Annotated in this window: 17 protein-coding genes; 9 read left to right on the top strand and 8 right to left on the bottom strand. The window is 59.5% G+C overall.

Annotation, left to right across the window (positions count from 1 at the left end; all coding sequences use genetic code 11):
- Window positions 1-64: 64 nt before the first annotated feature.
- The 4 genes from AC1Q5O_RS11565 to AC1Q5O_RS11550 form a co-directional block, all read right to left on the bottom strand.
- Window positions 65-814, bottom strand: coding sequence for an endonuclease III domain-containing protein (locus AC1Q5O_RS11565; protein WP_492563037.1), 750 nt, complete (start codon window positions 812-814; stop codon window positions 65-67).
- 67 nt (window positions 815-881) lie between these two features.
- Window positions 882-1,856: a WD40 repeat domain-containing protein gene (locus tag AC1Q5O_RS11560; protein ID WP_492563035.1), complete on the bottom strand. Its 975-nt coding sequence runs from the start codon at window positions 1,854-1,856 to the stop codon at window positions 882-884.
- Window positions 1,856-2,944: a CobW family GTP-binding protein gene (locus AC1Q5O_RS11555; protein WP_492563033.1), complete on the bottom strand. Its 1,089-nt coding sequence runs from the start codon at window positions 2,942-2,944 to the stop codon at window positions 1,856-1,858. Before AC1Q5O_RS11555 ends, AC1Q5O_RS11560 begins: the two co-directional genes overlap by 1 nt.
- A gap of 109 nt (window positions 2,945-3,053) precedes the next feature.
- Window positions 3,054-3,839, bottom strand: coding sequence for a creatininase family protein (locus AC1Q5O_RS11550; protein ID WP_492563032.1), 786 nt, complete (start codon window positions 3,837-3,839; stop codon window positions 3,054-3,056).
- 300 nt (window positions 3,840-4,139) lie between these two features.
- Between AC1Q5O_RS11550 and AC1Q5O_RS11545 the strand changes: the two genes are divergently transcribed.
- From AC1Q5O_RS11545 to AC1Q5O_RS11530, 4 genes are all read left to right on the top strand, one after another.
- On the top strand, window positions 4,140-4,631 hold the full coding sequence (locus tag AC1Q5O_RS11545; RefSeq protein WP_223615934.1) for a MarR family winged helix-turn-helix transcriptional regulator: 492 nt from the start codon (window positions 4,140-4,142) through the stop codon (window positions 4,629-4,631).
- Between the two features lie 89 nt (window positions 4,632-4,720).
- Window positions 4,721-5,614, top strand: a complete 894-nt coding sequence (locus AC1Q5O_RS11540; RefSeq protein WP_464661480.1) for a DMT family transporter — start codon at window positions 4,721-4,723, stop codon at window positions 5,612-5,614.
- A gap of 145 nt (window positions 5,615-5,759) precedes the next feature.
- Window positions 5,760-6,779, top strand: coding sequence for a LacI family DNA-binding transcriptional regulator (locus AC1Q5O_RS11535; protein WP_223615936.1), 1,020 nt, complete (start codon window positions 5,760-5,762; stop codon window positions 6,777-6,779).
- A 97-nt stretch (window positions 6,780-6,876) separates the two neighbouring features.
- On the top strand, window positions 6,877-7,320 hold the full coding sequence (locus AC1Q5O_RS11530; protein WP_492563029.1) for a hypothetical protein: 444 nt from the start codon (window positions 6,877-6,879) through the stop codon (window positions 7,318-7,320).
- A gap of 6 nt (window positions 7,321-7,326) precedes the next feature.
- On the opposite strand, the gene AC1Q5O_RS11525 is transcribed toward AC1Q5O_RS11530, so the two are convergent.
- Window positions 7,327-8,097, bottom strand: coding sequence for a gamma-glutamyl-gamma-aminobutyrate hydrolase family protein (locus tag AC1Q5O_RS11525; RefSeq protein WP_346305314.1), 771 nt, complete (start codon window positions 8,095-8,097; stop codon window positions 7,327-7,329).
- A 259-nt stretch (window positions 8,098-8,356) separates the two neighbouring features.
- Here AC1Q5O_RS11525 and AC1Q5O_RS11520 point away from each other — a divergent pair, with 259 nt between their 5' ends.
- A complete protein-coding gene (locus AC1Q5O_RS11520) occupies window positions 8,357-9,463 on the top strand; it encodes a TRAP transporter substrate-binding protein (RefSeq protein WP_464661478.1) in 1,107 nt (368 codons plus the stop codon).
- Between the two features lie 61 nt (window positions 9,464-9,524).
- Here AC1Q5O_RS11520 and AC1Q5O_RS11515 read toward each other — a convergent pair whose 3' ends face one another.
- Both AC1Q5O_RS11515 and AC1Q5O_RS11510 read right to left on the bottom strand, forming a co-directional pair.
- Window positions 9,525-11,288 (bottom strand): TRAP transporter large permease, encoded by a 1,764-nt coding sequence (locus AC1Q5O_RS11515; protein WP_492563027.1) that lies wholly within the window; start codon window positions 11,286-11,288, stop codon window positions 9,525-9,527.
- On the bottom strand, window positions 11,281-11,862 hold the full coding sequence (locus AC1Q5O_RS11510; RefSeq protein ID WP_223615941.1) for a TRAP transporter small permease subunit: 582 nt from the start codon (window positions 11,860-11,862) through the stop codon (window positions 11,281-11,283). Before AC1Q5O_RS11510 ends, AC1Q5O_RS11515 begins: the two co-directional genes overlap by 8 nt.
- A gap of 270 nt (window positions 11,863-12,132) precedes the next feature.
- Between AC1Q5O_RS11510 and AC1Q5O_RS11505 the strand changes: the two genes are divergently transcribed.
- On the top strand, window positions 12,133-12,882 hold the full coding sequence (locus AC1Q5O_RS11505) for an SDR family NAD(P)-dependent oxidoreductase (RefSeq protein ID WP_223615942.1): 750 nt from the start codon (window positions 12,133-12,135) through the stop codon (window positions 12,880-12,882).
- Here the strand turns inward: AC1Q5O_RS11505 and AC1Q5O_RS11500 are convergent.
- Entirely contained in the window at window positions 12,879-13,778 is a 900-nt protein-coding gene (locus AC1Q5O_RS11500) for a branched-chain amino acid ABC transporter permease (RefSeq protein ID WP_492563024.1), read from the bottom strand. The genes AC1Q5O_RS11505 and AC1Q5O_RS11500 overlap by 4 nt on opposite strands.
- Before the next feature lie 65 nt (window positions 13,779-13,843).
- On the opposite strand from AC1Q5O_RS11500, the gene AC1Q5O_RS11495 reads away from it, so the two are divergent.
- The 3 genes from AC1Q5O_RS11495 (at window position 13,844) to AC1Q5O_RS11485 (ending at window position 17,493) form a co-directional block, all read left to right on the top strand.
- Window positions 13,844-14,452: a CGNR zinc finger domain-containing protein gene (locus AC1Q5O_RS11495; protein WP_492563022.1), complete on the top strand. Its 609-nt coding sequence runs from the start codon at window positions 13,844-13,846 to the stop codon at window positions 14,450-14,452.
- Window positions 14,453-14,456: 4 nt separating this feature from the next.
- Window positions 14,457-14,957, top strand: a complete 501-nt coding sequence (locus tag AC1Q5O_RS11490; protein ID WP_492563020.1) for a hypothetical protein — start codon at window positions 14,457-14,459, stop codon at window positions 14,955-14,957.
- Window positions 14,958-15,186: 229 nt separating this feature from the next.
- Window positions 15,187-17,493, top strand: coding sequence for a putative bifunctional diguanylate cyclase/phosphodiesterase (locus tag AC1Q5O_RS11485; protein WP_464661473.1), 2,307 nt, complete (start codon window positions 15,187-15,189; stop codon window positions 17,491-17,493).
- The last annotated feature ends 90 nt before the right edge of the window (window positions 17,494-17,583 follow it).

Below are 17,583 nucleotides of genomic sequence, written 5' to 3'. Positions count from 1 at the left end.
AGGCTCATAACCTGAAGGTCACAGGTTCAAATCCTGTCCCCGCAACCAATCTCTCAGATACATCTCAAAACAAACTTCTCGCGTCAGGCGAAGAACCTGAAGTCTGAGCGCGGCCCACAAAGCCCCGGGAAACAGCATAAGGGCATGCATCCTGTAAAGGACAGCCATGACATCGGGGTGTCCCCGAAACGCAAAATTCCTGTGCCAACCGCTTTACCAGCACATGATGCTGTTCTGTATCCGGGGCGAGCCACGCGTCTGGTACCAGGCGTTGAATGGCGCGTATTGCTGTATTGGCCCGCATATCCCTATGAATAAGTTGGAAGCGCAACGCAAAGCGTAGGTAATGGGTGTCGATCACCAATGCGCGCATCTGCAGTTCACTGAAATTTAGGACGCATGCGCTGATTTTTGGCCCCACGCCGCGTAAGCTTTGAAGCCACGTCAGCGCTTGTTCCACTGCCATACTGCGTAATGATTCCAGATCCAGTGCACCACATTTCCGGATAATGGCCTGAAGAGCTTCGGGAATGTAGGCTGCGCATGTCTTTGCAAACGTAATCTCGTGAATACAGCCATAGATATCTTCGGGATCAGCGTAAGCCAGAACTTGGAGCGTTTTAAACTTCCTTTGCAGCTTATGATAAGCTCTTAACGATACATGATCACGAGTGCGGCTCCCCAGCATCGCCACAACAAGCATCTCTATGGGCGAAAATCTTAACCCGGTAGCGGGGCTTCCATAATGTGCTTTCAAGCGATTATGGATAATATCAAGCCGGTTCGGAGTTCCAAAATCCAAACTATACTGCATGTTTGAATTATAGAACAAAAAGCGAACAAATCAATTGATAATCACGAAGCGAAAAGTGATCGACTTTTTAAGCCGTGATATCGACAACCCCGCAGTCGCCGCTCTCACTGCCGAACACCAGGCGGTGCCCGGTTCTGTCCCAGTCCATGGACGAAACCGCGCCCTTGCCGGGGCGGCGCAGCAGCACTTCCTTCTGATCGCCGAAGCGGCCGACGAGGATCATGCCGTCGGCATAGCCGATGGCGACGATATCCTCGACGGGATGACAGGCCACTGCCGTCACCGCGCTGTCGCCGCGGGTTCCCAGCTCCAGCGGCGCCTTGCCCATCGGGCCGTCCTTGCCGGAAAACGGCCAGACAACTGTTGCCGGGGCACCCGATGTCGCCAGCCATTTGCCCTTCGGGCTCCACGACCAGCTTTTGACCTTGTTGGGATAGCCGGTCATGCGCATGTGGCGGTTGTCTTCCAGGCGCCAGCCATGCAGGGCATTTTCCTGCATGGAGGTAACGAGAAAACGGTTGTCGGGTGAAAAGATCACCGAGACATGGGCACCCTTCCATTCAAGTTCGGTCGGCGTGCCGTTGGTCGCCGGCCAATGCAGTGTCACGCCATTGTAGCGCGCGACCGCCAGCCGCATGCCCTTGGGCGCAAAGGCGAGCCCTTCGACGCTGCGCTCATGGGTGAATTCACGCACCGATCCGTCGGGTGCACGCACCCAGGCAGTCTTTCCCGATGCATAGGCCACGGCGCCATTCGGTGCCGCCGCCAGCGCCGTCATCCACTTGCGCGGTATCCTGCTGAGTTCGGTGACTTCGCCGCTTAGGCCGATCGAACAGACCCGGCCGTCCTCGCCACTTGTAAGCAATGACTTACCATCGGTGGATGGTACGGCGCAAAGCAGGCCGTCATGGGCTTCCACGGTCTTGTGGCCATTGTCGAGCCGATGCACGCTGCCGTCGGCAAGCGCGAAGAACGGGACATCCTGGATAAAGCGCGCGTCAACGCAATGGCCGGCGAGGTCTAGCGGGGCAATGGTCGGCATCAGGCAAGGCAGCTTTCAAGTCCGGATTTCAGCGCATCATGGTCGAGTTCACGGCCGATGAAGACAAGGCGGCTTTCGCGCTTCTCATTGTCTTTCCACGCGCGCTGATGATCGCCCTCGATGATCATATGGACGCCCTGGATGACATAGCGCTCGTGATCGTTCCGGAAGGCGAGAATGCCCTTGAGGCGCAGGATATTCGGGCCCTGATCCTGGGTGATCTTCTGCACCCACGGGAAGAGCTTGTCGGGATTGAGCTCGCCGACGCGCAAGGAGACCGAGACGACCGTGGTGTCATGAATCGGCGATGCATGATCATGGTGGTGATGGTGGTCATGCCCATGGTCGTGATCGTGATCATGATCGCAATCGGGCCCGCAGGCATGATCGGGGTGATCGTGGTCGAGGAAATGCGGATCGTTTTCCAATGCACGCGTCAGGTCGAAAGCGCCGCGGTCAAGCACCCGCGTCAGGTCGATGTCGGCGCGCTCGGTCCGGTGGATGACGGCATAGGGGTTGATGGCGCGCACCGTGGCTTCGACGGCGGCGAGTTCCTCCGGCGTGACCAGATCGGTCTTGTTGAGCAGAACAACGTCGGCAAAGGCAATCTGGTCTTCCGCCTCGCGGCTGTCCTTCAGGCGCAGCGGCAGGTGCTTGGCGTCGACGAGCGCCACGACGGCATCCAGCATGGTCTTGCTGCGCACATCGTCATCCATGAAGAAGGTCTGGGCGACAGGGACGGGATCGGCAAGGCCGGTTGTTTCGACGATGATGGCATCGAAACGGCCGGGACGGCGCATCAGGCCCTCGACGACGCGGATCAGGTCGCCGCGCACGGTGCAGCAGATGCAGCCATTATTCATTTCGTAGATTTCTTCGTCGGATTCGACGATCAGATCATTGTCGATGCCGATCTCGCCGAACTCATTGACGATGACCGCATAGCGTTTGCCGTGATCTTCGCTGAGAATGCGGTTGAGCAGCGTCGTCTTGCCGGAGCCGAGATAGCCGGTCAGCACGGTGACGGGGATCTGGGGGATGCGCGCCGCATCCGGCGCAGCACTGGTGGTCGTTTGAGCTTCACTCATCGTGTGCCTCTTTGAATGGATGAACACAGGATATAGGTGATCGCCGCCGCTTTTGCTACATCAACTGTATTCAATTGCATGAATGGTTTGTTCAACCGGATTGAGCCTGTCAAGGCCGCAAAGCCGAAACGTCGAAGCGGTCGACATCCTCAAGCAGTTCAATGATGCCTTGCACACTGTGCGCAATGATCTGTTCGCCCGCTTCTGCGGTGGCGCGGGCGGCGTTGCCGGCAACGCCCAGCCGGTTGAGATCCGACATCTTCCAGCCAAAGGCATGCGGGCCGTAGGCGCGCAGGTGCTTGTAGTCCCGGATATAGGCGCGTTGGTTCGAATCAAAGTCCCGCGCCTTTGTCATATCCACTGTTTCCGGGTAGAGCGCCAGCATCACCGATGTTTCGATAAAGCCGCCATGAATGTCGAGCGCCTTGTCTTCCGGCGAAATCAAGCCATCCGGCAAACCAAACCGTGTCCAGCTTGTTGCCACGGCAAGCATATTGCAATGCACGCGCAGTTCCGTCGCGACGATGGTCATCAGCGGGGCGTTGCCGCCATGGGCGTTGAGGATCACCAGTTTGGACTGGCCGCGGCCGGCAACCTGCCTGCCGATGTCGATCCAGCGGCGGACAGCCGCATCGAAGGCGAGGGTCTTCGTGCCGTCCACATCCATATGCTCGATGGAGTAGCCGACGGGTTCAACCGGCAGGATGTCGACGGCAAGTGTCGGGGGAAGCGCCCGTTTCAGCCGTTCCGTCAACCCTTGCGCGATCAGCGTGTCGGTGTCGAAGGGCAGATGCGGGCCATGCTGCTCGTGGGCACCAAGCGGAAGAAGGGCAATGGTTCTGGCGGAAGAAGCGGGCATGGGGCACTCACGCGGTTTGACGGACCCTGTTAGCATAATTGTCGCGATGCCACGAGGATAGGCGCCGGAGGCCGGATTTTTACAGGCTTATTTCAAGCGCAACAGCAATTCGTCGGCAAATTTCATCAGAATGTCATATAAGAATTGTAACGCGGATTCATCGGGGGGATTGGACTTATGGTGCGGAGCTGAATGTTGGGGCGCCAAGATCTGTTTTCCATACAATTCCGGACTGCGCAGCGCCGATATTCTTCGCCTGATAATTGCCATTTACCAAAAAGAGCTAGCCGCCTTATCATCAACCGGACAATGGGTTCATAGCGAGCAGGAATTTGAATGGTCAAGGAACGCAAGCCTCTCATCCTTCATCGTCTGCAATCAACCGCTCGCTTGACGCGAACGGCACTGGCAACCCGGCTGCTGGCCCATGGTTTCTACGCCGGGCAGGATGCCGTCATGTTGCAACTGGCCCATGAAGACGGCCTTTCGCCGAGCGTTCTGGCAAAACGCCTGGGTGTCCGGCCGCCGACGATCACCAAAACCATCTCCCGGCTGCAAACGCAGGGTTTCGTCAAGAAGGAAGGGTCGGCGACCGATCAGCGCCAGGCCCATATCTTTTTGACCGATACCGGCAATGAGGCGATCCGGGCGATCGAAAAATCCATCCGCAAGACCGAGAAGGATGCGATGAAGGGCTTCGACAAAAAAGAGCGCAAAGCCCTGATCAAAATGCTGCAGCGGCTGGAGATCAATTTGTCGGCTGCCGAACTGCTGCGCCAGACCGGCTCGGAGGACGATCACGAGGAGGACGAGGGGGAAGAAGAGTAATTTTCTCGTCGCTCGTGGTGATTTACCGTTACAAATGATGTGAAATTGCTAACATGACGGCACGTCCCGCCGTCTGATTGGTTAGCTCCTTGCCTGTACCCGCTCCTTCCTCCCAGGAAGCCGTTCCTGCTGCCGCAATTCTTTATATCTTTGCGGCGGGCATCCTGTTTTCCTGCCTGGATTCAAGCGCCAAATATCTGGTTCTCCAGGGTATTCCGCCCGCATTCATTTCGTGGATGCGGTTTGCCGAGCATACGGTGCTGGTTTTCATCTTCTTTCGCGGCTGGACCAATCCGGCGCTGTTCAGGGTCAAGAGCATCCGCTTTCAGCTGCTGCGCGGCCTGTGCCTGTTCGGTTCCACCTATTTCAATTTCTATGCGCTGCAGACCATGCAGCTGGGCGAGACGATCACGATCACCTTCGCCGCGCCCATGGTCATTGCCGCCCTGGCGGGACCATTGCTGGGGGAATGGGCTGGCTGGCGCCGCTGGGCGGCGATCATCGTGGCATTCATCGGCGTGCTGATCATCGCGCGGCCGGGCTTCGGAACGCTCAATCCCGGCTTGCCCTATTCGATACTGGCCATGCTCAGCTATTCGCTCTACGTGCTGCTGACCCGCCGCATGGCTGCCACCGAATCACCGGAAAGCCTGATCTTTTTTTCCGCGCTCGCGCCTGCCGTGCTGATTTCGCCGGCCATCACCCAAGCCGTGATGCCGCAGACATGGTTCCAGATTGCGCTTCTGCTCATGCTCGGTTTCTTCGGCGGGTTGGGGCACTATCTGATCATTCTGGCCTACCGGCGCGCGACCACGGCCGCGCTTGCGCCCTATCCGTTTCTGCAGATCGTCTGGATGCTCGCCTTCGGATATGTGTTTTTCGGCCAGTTTCCTGATGTTTACACGCTTGTTGGCGCGGTTATCGTCATTGGCAGCGGGCTTTACGTCGTGCATCGCGAACACCGGTTGCGGCGGCGGTCCTGATCGCAGTCCGCATCCGCCCGTCACCGGTTCAATTGCTGCTTTGCGGGGCACGGGCGGCGAAAGGGCTTTGATTTATCCGGTTGCAGTGGCATAACGCCAGAGAATGACACTGTATTTGTCTGGCTAGACGGCGGGGAGGCGGTTTTTGGCGCAAAAGATCAAACTATCGACAATTGCCGACGCGCTGAAAGTGTCCACTGCAACCGTATCGCTTGCGTTGCGCGACAGTCCGCTTGTCGCCGATCAGACCCGCGAAAAGATCAAGGAACACGCGCGCGCCATCGGTTATATCTACAACCGCCGGGCGGCCAGCCTGCGCACGTCGCGCTCGGGCATTGTCGGCGTGGTGGTTCACGACATCATGAACCCGTTCTTTGCCGAAATCTTGCGGGCAATCGAAGGAGAACTTGATCGCTCCGGCCAGACCTTCATCCTGTCGAACCATTACGACCAGCTCGACAAGCAGCGCACCTTCATCGAGACCGTTCTGCAATTGGGCGGTGACGGCGTGATCATGTCGCCGGCCATCGGCACCCCGGCCGAAGATATCCGCATGGCGGAAGACAATGGTCTGCCGGTCGTCCTGATTGCGCGTACGGTCAAGGATGCCAACGTGCCCGTGTTCCGGGGCGATGATTCCTACGGCATCAGCCTGGCAACGAATCATCTGATTTCACTCGGGCACACGCGGATTGCCATGGTCGGTGGCACCGACCAGACGTCGACGGGCCGTGACCGCTACGAAGGTTATCTCCTGGCGATGCAGAAGGCCGGTCTTGAGGTCAAGCCGGAATGGCGCATTCCCGGGCCGCGCACCAAACAGGCCGGTTTTGATGCCGCGCCGCAGTTCCTGGCGCTGAAGGATCATCCGACGGCGGCCGTCTGCTGGAATGATTTGGCCGCCATCGGCATGATGAACGGCATTGCCCGTGCCGGGCTGGTGCCCGGCGTGGATATTTCGGTGACCGGCTATGACGATCTGGAAGAAGCGGCGATTGCCACGCCGGCGCTGACGACCGTGTGGAACGGTCAGCGCGAGGTCGGCCAGCGCGCCGCGCGCGCCTTGCTCGACCAGCTCAACGGGGCCGACACCCACGCACGGCAGGAGCTGATCAAGCCGGAACTGCGCATCCGGCAGTCCACATCCAAACCCAAGGAACGGTAGTCCGGTTCACAGCCGCGTTTTCAACAGGCGGCTTAAAGCTTGATTAAGGCTGTTTGCCTAAGGTCGCTCCAGGCCAGTAATCCCCGGGGAGATCGTCGTGAAGCTGAGTTTGCCTGCCGGGATTGGCCTTGCCGCCTTTTTCGCCGCCGTTGCGGTGCTTGGGGATTTTTTGTCGTCCGCCAGCGCGCCGCCCGTGCAGGTTGATCCGACGACGACCGCTTCCATCGGACTGACAGATTTCGACCGGCCCGCCTTTCTCATCAGCAGCCCGGGAGGCGCGGCAAAGTGCAAGATATTCCCGCAAGGCAACGGCATTGCAGGACATGATGCGCTGCGTGTCGCCAGGGAATGTGCGGCGCTGTATGCGCCTTTGGCCGACGCGACGGAGTGGCGCAACAATCAGGACGGAACCATCGCTCTTGCGGATCAGTCCGGGAAAACCATCGTTGAATTCAGCCCCGGCGACGGACGGGCCTATGTCAGCGTTGCGCCGCGTTCCGTCCTGCTCTCGCTGTCGGCGAGCGGGCTGAATCTGTTCTAGCCGGGGTTATTCCGCCGCCTGAAGCCTTTCACGGGTGGCCTTGTGCGCCCGGGCGGCGTCACCGAAAGCGGCAAAAATCTTGCGCGACGGGCTGTCGCTTTTTACCCAATATTCCGGATGCCATTGCACGCCGACAGCAAAACCGCGGGCGTTTTTGACCGACACGGCCTCGATGGTGCCATCCTCTGCCACCGCTTCGATGTCCAACTGGGCTGCCGGCTTGTCGATGGCCTGCCGGTGCACGGAATTGACCTGAACCGTATCCGCCTGCATGACATTGGCGAGGCACGAGCCCGGCTTGATGCGCACGGGATGGCGGATGGCAAAACGCTCCGCCTGCTGCTCGGATTGCGGTGCCCGGTGATCCATGCGGCCATCCAGTTCCTGTATCTCGGTGGCGAGCGTGCCGCCGAGCGCGACGTTCAGCTCCTGAATGCCGCGGCAAATGGCAAGCAGCGGCACACCGCGCTCGATGGCGCGCCGGATCAGGGGCAATGAGGTCGCATCACGGGCGGGATCGTAGGGCTCGTGTGCTTCGGTGGGCTCGACGCCGTAGAGCGCGGGATGGACATTGGATTTGGAGCCTGTGATCAGAACTCCGTCCACGCCGTCAAGAATGGCATCGATATCGAGGCCTTCGCCGAAAGACGGGACAATCAGGGGGATGACGCCCGCTGCCTCGTAGGCCGCCTTCAGATACTGATCGGGCGCTGCGTGCCACGTGTAATTTTCAAAGGCGCGAACGTCTGATGTGATGGCGACGAGTGGCTGCCGCATGGGGATGCTCCATAAACAAATCTTGATAGAATGTAGTGCAGTTCGGGGGTGTTTCCAATGGGTCTGGCCCTGAGAGCCTTTCGGCCGCAAAGACGGCTTTTCTGTGAGGTTTTCCTGGATTTTCGCCGGCTTTGCACCGCGCCCCGTTTGTGTTTTCAGCGGCTGGACTTGAAGAGTCGAGTGTGTATGGTGGTCGGCGGACCGGGAGAAATGGACTGTTTGTCCGGGGGGTCTGAACCGAAATACTGGAGGAGAGTATATGGATCGTCGTTCATTCATCAGGAATGCCGGATATGCCAGCGCGGGGGTGGCTGCGGCTACCACATTGGCCGCACCGGCAATCGCGCAGTCGATGCCGAAGATCACGTGGCGCTGTGCGTCGTCATTTCCAAAATCACTCGATACGATCTATGGCGGCGCCGAGGTTCTGTCGAAATATCTGAAGGAAGCCACGGACGGCAATTTCGTCATCCAGCCTTTCGCGGCCGGCGAAGTCGTTCCGGGATTGCAGGCTGCCGATGCGACGGCCGCAGGTACGGTCGAACTGTGCCACACCGTTGCCTATTATTACTGGGGCAAGGACCCCACCTGGGCTCTGGGTGCAGCCGTACCCTTTGCGCTCAATGCCCGCGGCATGAATGCCTGGCAGTACCAGGGCGGCGGCATTGACCTGATGAACGAGTTCTTCAACAAGCAGGGCCTGCAAGCCTATCCGGGCGGCAATACCGGCGTGCAGATGGGTGGCTGGTTCCGCAAGGAAATCAAGACCGTCGAGGATTTGAAGGGCCTCAAGATGCGCGTCGGCGGTTTTGCCGGCAAGGTGCTGGAAAAGCTGGGTGTCGTGCCGCAGCAGATCGCCGGCGGTGACATCTATCCATCGCTCGAAAAGGGCACGATCGATGCTGCCGAATGGGTTGGCCCCTATGACGATGAAAAGCTCGGCTTCCACAAGGTGGCGCCCTATTATTACTATCCCGGCTGGTGGGAAGGCGGTCCGACGGTCAGCTTCATGGTCAACAAGCAGAAATGGGATTCGCTGCCGCCGAGCTATCAGTCGCTGTTCCGCACGGCGGCCCAGGCAACCGATGCGAACATGCTGCAGAAGTATGACTATGTGAACCCTCCGGCCATCAAGCGGCTGGTTGCCGGCGGGGCGCAGCTGCGTCCGTTCACCCCGGAAGTCCTCAATGCCTGTTTCGAGGCGGCCAATACGGTCTATGCCGAAATCGAAGCGACCAACGCGCCGTTCAAGAAGATCTGGGACTCCATCAAGGCTTTCCGCAACGAGCATTTCCTTTACGCTCAGGTGGCCGAATACACCTTCGACACGTTCATGATGGTCCAGCAGCGCAACGGCAAGCTCTAAGCCAGCCGTTTTGAGCAAACAAAAGCCCGGCAGCGATGCCGGGCTTTTTCGTATCCTGCCGTCACATTTTCGGCGGCTGGCTCAAATCCGGTGCCGCCGGTTGCGCGGGCGGCGCCGGATTGGGCGCGGGACCGCCAAGCGGCGGTGCACTGAGGTCGGTGCCCAGTCCGCCGCCGAGACCACCACCCAAACCGCCGCCAAGGCCGCCGCCGAGATCGGAATTGGGAATCTGGATGGTCGCCGGATTGATCGTGCTGGCAGGGCCGGTGTAATGCATGACCATCTGCGGGAACATGATCGTCAGGGCCACCATGAGGATCTGGATGCCGACGAAGGGCACGGCGCCCCAATAGATCTGCCCGGTGGTGATCGGCTGGATTTTCTTGCCCGTGATCTTGTCCATATAGGGCACCTTGGCCGCCACGGAACGCAGATAGAACAGGGCAAAGCCGAACGGCGGATGCATGAAGCTGGTCTGCATGTTGATGCCGAGCAGCACGCCGAACCAGATCAGGTCGATGCCGAGCTTGTCCGCGACAGGCGCAAGCAGCGGCACGATGATGAAGGCCAGCTCGAAGAAATCGAGAAAGAACGCCAGGAAAAACACGAGGATGTTGACGACGATCAGGAATCCGACCTGTCCGCCCGGCAGGGATACCAGCAGGTGCTCGACCCAGACCTGACCGTTGACGCCGTAGAAGGTGAGCGAGAACACACGGGCTCCGAGCAGGATGAAGAGCACGAAGGATGACAGTTTTGTCGTTGACGCCAGCGCCTGATTGATCACGCTGAAGCGGAGGCGGCCCTTCGAGGCGGCCATGAGCAGGGCACCGACGGCCCCCATGGCGCCGCCTTCCGTCGGCGTGGCGATGCCGAGGAAGATCGTGCCGAGCACGAGGAAGATCAGGGCGAGCGGCGGAATGAGAACGATGATCACCTGCTGCGCCAGCCGTGACATCAGGTTGAGATGGAATGAGCGGTCTGCCAGCGCGAAAGCGTAGACGGCGATGGTGCCGATGGTCGCGCCCCAGATGTCGGCATTGGTTCCCGCCACGGGTGTCAGCCAGACAATCGCGGCGTAGGCGATCGCACCGGCAACGGCGAGAGCAACGATAAGCGATGTGACGCCCGATCCCAATGTGCGCGCCTCGACGGGAAGAGCCGGCATGGATTTCGGTTTGAAGATGGACAGGGTCAGGACATAGACCATGTAGAGACCCGTCAGCACCAGGCCCGGGATCAGCGCGCCATGATACATGTCGCCGACGGAACGTCCGAGCTGGTCGGCGAGAACGATCAGGACGAGGGATGGCGGGATGATCTGTGCCAACGTGCCGGATGCGGCGATCACACCGGATGCGACACGGCGGTCATAGCCGTAGCGCAGCATGATCGGCAGCGAGATCAGGCCCATGGAGATGACCGATGCCGCGACGACGCCGGTGGTGGCCGCGAGCAGGGCGCCGACGAAGATGACGGCATAGGCGAGGCCGCCGCGAATCGGACCGAACAGCTGGCCGATCGTATCGAGCAGGTCCTCGGCCATGCCGGAGCGCTCGAGGATGATGCCCATGAAGGTGAAGAACGGAATGGCAAGCAGGGTGTCATTCGACATCACCCCCCAGAACCGTTCGGGCAGAGCGTAAAGAAACGGCCAGTCGAGGGTGATCGTGCCGTTGGAATAGGGGGCAAGCTCGACGCCAATGAAGAAAAACAGCAGCCCGTTTGCAGCAAGGGCAAAGGCGACGGGGTAGCCGATCAGCATGAAGACGATCAGCGAAACGAACATGATCGGCGCCATGTTCTGCGCAATAAATTCAATCATTGCGCGCCTCCGCCATGGCGACTTCCTGTTCCGCAATCTCTTCGAGGCTGAGGGGCGGATTGGGATCGGGGATATCGCCGCGCATCACCGCAATCTTCTTGATGATTTCCGAAATGCCCTGAATGGCCAGAAGCAGGAAGCCGACCAGCAGGATCAGCTTGCCGGGCCATTGCACCAGCCCGCCGGCGCTGGGCGAGCCTTCGCCGCTGCGATAGGACAGGCTGACATAGGGGACGAAGTAAAAGCACATGAGCAGGACGAAGGGCATCAGGAAAAACAGGTGCCCGAGCAGATCGATCCAGTGCTGCACCCGGCGCGAAAAGGCGCCGTAGACGATGTCGATGCGGATGTGCTCGTTCTGCTGCAGCGTATAGGCCGCGGCCAGCATGAACGCGCCGCCAAACAGGAACCACTGCAATTCCAGCCAGGCATTGGATGACTGGTTGAACACCTTGCGCACGATGGCGTTGCCGGCGCTCACCACCACGGCCAGGAAAATCAGCCAGGCGACGTTGCGGCCAATAAATTCGTTGAAGCGGTCAATGGCTCTCGATACGGCAAGCAAAGCCGACATGCAGTTCCTCCCCCTCAGTCCGGCAACCCTCCGTTGCCGGGAAAAGCACCCGGACAGCCCTTGGCCGCTCGTCAAAACGGCGGCAATGCCTTCGTTTCGGCTGTCCCTCCCGATATTCCATCTGAACTGTTACCAGCCTCATACCGGTGCAGCAACCCGGGATGTTGCGGCCTGGCCTTCGTTTTCACGAAGGTGCTCGTTCGGTGGTTGTCATCGTTGCACGGGCAGTCTAACAGTGAATAAAACAATCCGGGGTTGGTATTTATTGTAATGACAAGTGCCTCTTCTCTTTCCGTTGCAGGAAAGACCATTGCGGTAACAGGCGGGTCCTCAGGTCTGGGGCTCAGGATGGTTCATGTGCTTGCCGCGCATGGCGCGAATGTTGTCTCCATTTCGCGCACACCCGCGCCGGACAATGAGCACAGCCCCAATATTCTCAATATTATTGCCGATGTGACGGTTGCCGACGATATCGAGCGCGCGTTTGACGAGGCCGAGCAGAAGCTTGGAACGGTCACGGTGGTTTTCAACAATGCCGGTGTCGCCACGATGGAACGGGCGCTTACCACGACGCGTGAACAGCTGCGGCATATTTTTGAAGTGAATGTGGAGGGCGCGTTTTTCATCGCGCAGGAAGCGGCCAAGCGGATGATTGCCGCGGGGGTCGGCGGATCGATCATCAATTCCTCCAGCATCCTTGCCGATGCGCCGGTCAAGGGGTCGGCGGGCTATGCCATGTCGAAGGCGGCGATCAGCCAGATGACCCGCTCCCTGGCGCTGGAATGGGCGTCGCATGCGATTCGGGTGAACGCCATTGCGCCGGGATGGTTTCCGACGCGCCTCAACGAATCCATCATGAGCGGCCCGGCGCACGGATTCCTCAAGGGCAAGAACCCGATGCGCCGCCTCGGCGAGCCTGAGGATATCGATGGCACCGTTCTGCTGCTCGCCTCCGATGCCAGCAGCTACATCACCGGCACCGTCATCACCATCGATGGCGGCCACAGCCTGCAGGGTTAAGTTCGTTCCGCTTCATTGTTGTTGGTGCGCACCGCGAGAACAAAGACCAGCAGCGCGAAGACGGCGGCATCGCGCCACAGGACCGGAAAATATCCGCCCCACAGGGATTCGACGACACCGACAGCCGCCGCGCCCAATGCCGCGTGCAGCGGTCTTGACAGGCCTCCGGCGGCGGTGATGAACAGGATTTTCAGGCCGAAGATCATTCCGGTATTGAAGCTGACATTGCCGTAGTACAGCGCTGCGAGAAAGCCGGCGAGGGCGCAGACCGCACAGGCGGCAAGGATTGCCCGCGTCCGCACGCGGCGCGGATCAATCCCGCACATGGATGACGCAAACGGCTCATCGCTCACCGCACGCCATATCCGCCCTGCGGATGTGCGCTGCATGATCAGTTCACCGGAGGCGATGACGATCAGGGCCACGCCGATGTTGACGAGCTGAATCTGTGTCAGGCTGATGTCGACGGCCGCGCCCAGCACGTGCACCGGCTCGGCCAGCATCGGCGGAAGCCAGTAGTCCCTGGTATCGGCGGCAAGGCGCGACAGTTCCATCAGGAAAATGCTGAGGCCGAGCGTCGCCACCAGAATCGTGTTCCTGTTCCCTGCCTCGAGCGGCGTGTAGATCAGTCTGGCGATGGCATAGCCACCGAGCCCGACATACACCGCAGCAACGGCCAGCCCGAACCCGAGCGCCAGCGGCAAGGTCATCCACAGGACCGTCCAGCCGAATGCCGTGGCCAGGATGAATGTCTGGCCTGAAAAGGCAAACAGGGCGCCGAGCGACAAATCCGTTCGATGGGTCAGCCCGTGGATCAGGACATAGCCATAGGCCAGCAGCGCATAAAGCGCGGCGTTGTGGATGCCATTGATCAGCAATTGAAGGAAATAGGCCATCGGTCACCCGCAGATTTCCTTATATACTAACTTGCAAAATCAATTTTACCAGTTAGAATTTCGCCATGACCTTTGACTGGAATGCGCATCGATTCAGTGGCGGCGTGCTGGCTCTCGACCTGGCCAATACGGTGGTTTTTCGTGACGCGCCCGACCGCGCGCTGGACCGGTTTTCAGACCGTTCGGAACTGCGGGGATTTGCCGAAGCGGCGGCGCAATTCCGGCAGGCGGAGTGGGGCGATGCCCGCTTCCACCCGCCGGTGCAGCCAGCACAGATCAACCGGCTTATCGATGTGCGTGAAGCCATCAATGCGCTCTTTCGCACGGCCGTGCGGGGTGGAGGGCTCCCGCCCGCGAACATGGCGGCATTTCTGCAGCTTGGCTCGGCGCTGGTGTGCGATGAACCGGGCAGGCAGGATCTGGCGTTGCCGGGCGCAGGCAAGGGCGAACGCAACCTGTCGCTCGGCACCGCCGCTTTCCTGTCCGCCATGCGGCTTCTGGAGCCGGCGCGGCTGGAGCGGATCAAGATCTGCCCGAACTGTCACTGGCTTTATCTGGACGAAAGCCGCAACCGCAGCCGTCGCTGGTGTGACATGACCGTATGCGGAAACCGTGCCAAGGCGCAAAGACACTATCGCCGCAATCGCGAACCATCGGAATCCGGTCATGGATAAGAGCATGAATCACTGGCGCCGGCTTGTCCTGTTGCCCGTACTGGCGGGCGCATTGGCCTTGGGAGCCTGCCGCGATTCGGGCGAGGGGGATTACCTCGCCGTTGCTGGAAAGCTGTTTGTCTTCAACTACCGGATTGCCCAGGCAACCTATCATCTGACGCTGACAAAGGTCCGCAAGGTGCCGGGTGATGCCGTGCTCGAGACCACCTTTGAAAACCCGGCCGGAGGAGAGCCTTTCATTGTCCGGCAGAATGTCTGGCCCGCAGCTGAAAAGATTTCGGTCGACAGTCCGCCGGTCAAGTGCGTGAAGGCCGATCGTGGCTACAAGGTGACGATCCGTCTCAGGGATGCCGGAGGCAAGCTGCTGCAGACAATCGACCGGACGATGATATCGGACACGGATGAATCGGTGCTACCCAACAGGCCGCTGGTCATCGGTCCGTTCTACGATCCCAACCCGGACAAGGACAAGCCCGACAGCGATGCTGTCGCCTGTCCGGCGTGATCCTTGGTGCCAGGGGCAGCCATACACGGGATGGCGGTTTCATGACGCCCACGCAGTCGCTTTAGGAATTGGTAATTGTGTTTCCCATTTGATAAATATCAGTTTGACATGGGGGGCAAATAAATATTCTAAATGCATGCCTCATACATAATCTGAGTATCGTTGGCGTTTGTTCGAAAGTATTCGTTAACGTATCCAATTATGGGTACAGTTATTCACGGACATTTTGATGAAAATTGAACGCAACGAGAGTATTTTTCTCGAAATTTTGTTCCTTCGCACGCTTTATGCGAACAAGAAGGCTGTCTGGTGGACCTCGGTCATCCAGATTCTTGCGACATTGGTTATTTATGTCAAAACCGATCATCCCATTTATGCGGCCTTTGCCCTCGCATTCTTCTTGATTGTCCTTGGGCGTACTGCAAACGCCAGCGCATTCGAACGAAAAGATCTTTCGTCCGCCACCATGGCCGATCTGCGGACATGGGAGTGGCGCTATCTCCTCGGGGCCATCAGCACGTGCATCCTGCTCGGCCTGCTCTGTCTGGTCAGTATCTACGTTCTCGCGGACCCCTCGGCTGCCATCACCAGTGTTGCAATCGTTGTCGCGTCGATGGTGGCGCTGGTGACGCGCAACTACGTTTCGCCGACGGTCGTCATCGGCATGTCCATTGGCATTCTGGCGCCGCTGTTCCTGACATTCGTGCTCCTGGGCGGCATTTACAACTGGCTGCTGGCGCTGCTGATCCTTCCCTATTTCTGGAGCAATATCCGGATCGCATCCAAGCTGCGGCAATCGCTCTGGGATGCACTGCTGGGCAAACAGCAACTGAGCGTCGTTGTCAGCCACTTCGACGCCGCGCTGAACGGCATGCCGCAAGGGTTGCTGATGTTCGATCGCAACCAGACAATCACCGTTGCCAATATGAAGGCGGCGAAAATGATGGGCTTTGACGAGCCGGAGCAGGTTCACGGCCATTCCCTGCAGAGCCTGCTGCGGCTTGCCCGGGTCAAAGCCTATTTTCCCGAGGAGACGCAGGCTTCGTTGTCCGGCAAGATGCAGGACCTGCTCAGCGGGCGCAAGGAGCGCGACATGTTCATGTCTCCCGCCAAGCGCCATTATGAATTCACGGCAACGCCCGACCCGCAGCACGGCACGGTACTCATTTTCCAGGATGTGACCCGGCGGGCGGAAGCGGAGGCGCAGATCAGCCGCATGGCGCGCTATGACAGCCTGACGGGCCTGCCCAATCGCAGCCAGTTCGCCGAGATTGCCAGGACCTATACCGATGGCATCGAGCCGGGCACGCAGATCGCGCTGATGGTTGTCGATGTCGACGGCCTGAAGCGGACCAATGACACGTTCGGCCATCGCATTGGCGATGAATTGCTGCGCGCCTTTGCCGACCGGCTTGCCTCGATCGATGTGACGCATCCGGTCATTTCGCGCTTCGGCAGCGATGAATTCGTGCTGCTGTTTTCGGCCGCCACACGCGATGACGTGCTGCAGAGTGTCGAGCGCATCATGGCGGCCATATCGGGGCAGTACACGATCTCCGGCCATGACATCCTGACCGGCGCGCATGCCGGCGTGGTGATCGTCTGCGCGGCGGAGTTTGATCTTGCGGTCATGCACATGAATGCCGATCTGGCGCTCGACGTCGCCAAGAAGGACAGCCAGAAACAGTGGGTGGTTTTCGTCGAGACGATGGACCATTCCTTCCGCAGCAAACAGCGGCTCAAGTCGGATTTGCGCAAGGCCATTGCCGAGGGCACCCTGTCGGTCGCCTATCAGCCGATCATCAATGTCCGTACCCTGCGCATGGTCGGGTGCGAAGCGCTTTCGCGCTGGAACCACCCGGAATACGGGCCGATTTCCCCGGCGGAGTTCATTCCCATGGCGGAAGAGATGGGGCTGATCTCGGATTTGACCCAAAACGTTGTGGAACAGGCGATCAAGGATTGCAGCCTTTGGGGATCGCGGATTGCGGTCTCCATCAACCTGTCGTCGCACGACCTGCAGAACATGGACATGGCCGACATCATCCGTTCTGCCCTGCATCGCCACAATGTGGAGCCGGAACTGATTGAAGTCGAGGTGACGGAAGGCGCGATCATTACGGACCGCGAGGCGACGGGAGGCGTTCTCCAGAGCCTCAAGGCCATGGGGCTGCAGGTTGCCATCGACGACTTCGGCACCGGCTATTCCAGCCTGAGCTATCTGAAGGATCTGCCGGTCACCAAGGTGAAGATCGACCGCTCCTTCATCACCGATATCACCGAGGAAGGCCGTTCCCTGAAGCTTCTGCGCGGCATCGTCCAGATGACACATGAGCTGGGCCTGTCCGTGACAATCGAGGGCCTGGAGACGCGGGAACAGTTTGCCTTGATCAACCGCTGGATCGGCGCCGAATATGTGCAGGGGTTTCTCTATGGCGCGGCCACCACGGCGGAGAATATCGCCAAGAACTTCGATATCGAGATGGTGCAGTTGCCAGTGAAGCCGCGAAACAGCGAGATCGCGGCGGCCAGCTGACCGGGCGGCAGCGGCAACTGCCGCGCCATGTTCTGCGTGCTTGTGCTTGACCTGCTCCCGATCTTGTCGAAAACTCCCGCCGCTGACAAA

The organism is Phyllobacterium sp. MT110 (assembly GCF_058792715.1).
This window is presented reverse-complemented; position numbering and strand designations above follow the sequence as displayed.

Excerpts from the sequence above, each read along its gene's own strand:
- AC1Q5O_RS11515 (WP_492563027.1), bottom strand. The coding sequence starts at position 11,288 with ATGATTGAATTTATTGCGCAGAACATGGCGCCGATCATGTTCGTTTCG.
- AC1Q5O_RS11560 (WP_492563035.1), bottom strand. The coding sequence starts at position 1,856 with ATGCCGACCATTGCCCCGCTAGACCTCGCCGGCCATTGCGTTGACGCG.
- AC1Q5O_RS11545 (WP_223615934.1), top strand. The coding sequence starts at position 4,140 with ATGGTCAAGGAACGCAAGCCTCTCATCCTTCATCGTCTGCAATCAACC.
- AC1Q5O_RS11510 (WP_223615941.1), bottom strand. The coding sequence starts at position 11,862 with ATGTCGGCTTTGCTTGCCGTATCGAGAGCCATTGACCGCTTCAACGAA.
- AC1Q5O_RS11495 (WP_492563022.1), top strand. The coding sequence starts at position 13,844 with ATGACCTTTGACTGGAATGCGCATCGATTCAGTGGCGGCGTGCTGGCT.
- AC1Q5O_RS11555 (WP_492563033.1), bottom strand. The coding sequence starts at position 2,944 with ATGAGTGAAGCTCAAACGACCACCAGTGCTGCGCCGGATGCGGCGCGC.
- AC1Q5O_RS11550 (WP_492563032.1), bottom strand. The coding sequence starts at position 3,839 with ATGCTAACAGGGTCCGTCAAACCGCGTGAGTGCCCCATGCCCGCTTCT.
- AC1Q5O_RS11525 (WP_346305314.1), bottom strand. The coding sequence starts at position 8,097 with ATGCGGCAGCCACTCGTCGCCATCACATCAGACGTTCGCGCCTTTGAA.
- AC1Q5O_RS11500 (WP_492563024.1), bottom strand. The coding sequence starts at position 13,778 with ATGGCCTATTTCCTTCAATTGCTGATCAATGGCATCCACAACGCCGCG.
- AC1Q5O_RS11505 (WP_223615942.1), top strand. The coding sequence starts at position 12,133 with ATGACAAGTGCCTCTTCTCTTTCCGTTGCAGGAAAGACCATTGCGGTA.
- AC1Q5O_RS11520 (WP_464661478.1), top strand. The coding sequence starts at position 8,357 with ATGGATCGTCGTTCATTCATCAGGAATGCCGGATATGCCAGCGCGGGG.
- AC1Q5O_RS11490 (WP_492563020.1), top strand. The coding sequence starts at position 14,457 with ATGAATCACTGGCGCCGGCTTGTCCTGTTGCCCGTACTGGCGGGCGCA.
- AC1Q5O_RS11565 (WP_492563037.1), bottom strand. The coding sequence starts at position 814 with ATGCAGTATAGTTTGGATTTTGGAACTCCGAACCGGCTTGATATTATC.
- AC1Q5O_RS11485 (WP_464661473.1), top strand. The coding sequence starts at position 15,187 with ATGAAAATTGAACGCAACGAGAGTATTTTTCTCGAAATTTTGTTCCTT.